This window comes from Pseudomonas sp. AC083, assembly GCF_979253165.1.
Map to the genome: position 1 here is coordinate 1 of NZ_CEEDDH010000239.1, position 253 is coordinate 253.

A 253-nucleotide genomic window follows, 5' to 3' on the forward strand; every position below is an offset into this window, starting at 1 on the left:
CATCAAAGAAGCAACACCTGCTCCAGTAAAAGCAGGATCTCTTGAATCAAAAGCGATTATCCGTATGCTGACCAATGGAACGAATGCGGATTGGAAAGAAAAAGACGGACACATTTTCTTTGAAGTAGATCACGCTGATAAAGTTAAAAACTTAAAAGAAAACGGAGGGAAAGAGAAGAAATGAAATTCCTAAAAGCAAGCTGGCCGTTTGTTGCGTTAATCTTAGTCTTTGTCTTTATGTCTGCTTTTAAAT

Annotated in this window: 1 protein-coding gene and 1 pseudogene; both read left to right on the plus strand. The window is 37.5% G+C overall.

Annotated elements, in window-relative coordinates; translation table 11 throughout:
* Positions 1–184, plus strand: a pseudogene (locus tag AC0IXA_RS27825) (hypothetical protein); the annotation flags it as partial.
* Positions 181–253: hypothetical protein (locus AC0IXA_RS27830; protein ID WP_471814966.1), on the plus strand; the 73-nt coding region annotated here is incomplete at its 3' end. The pseudogene AC0IXA_RS27825 and the gene AC0IXA_RS27830, both read left to right, overlap by 4 nt.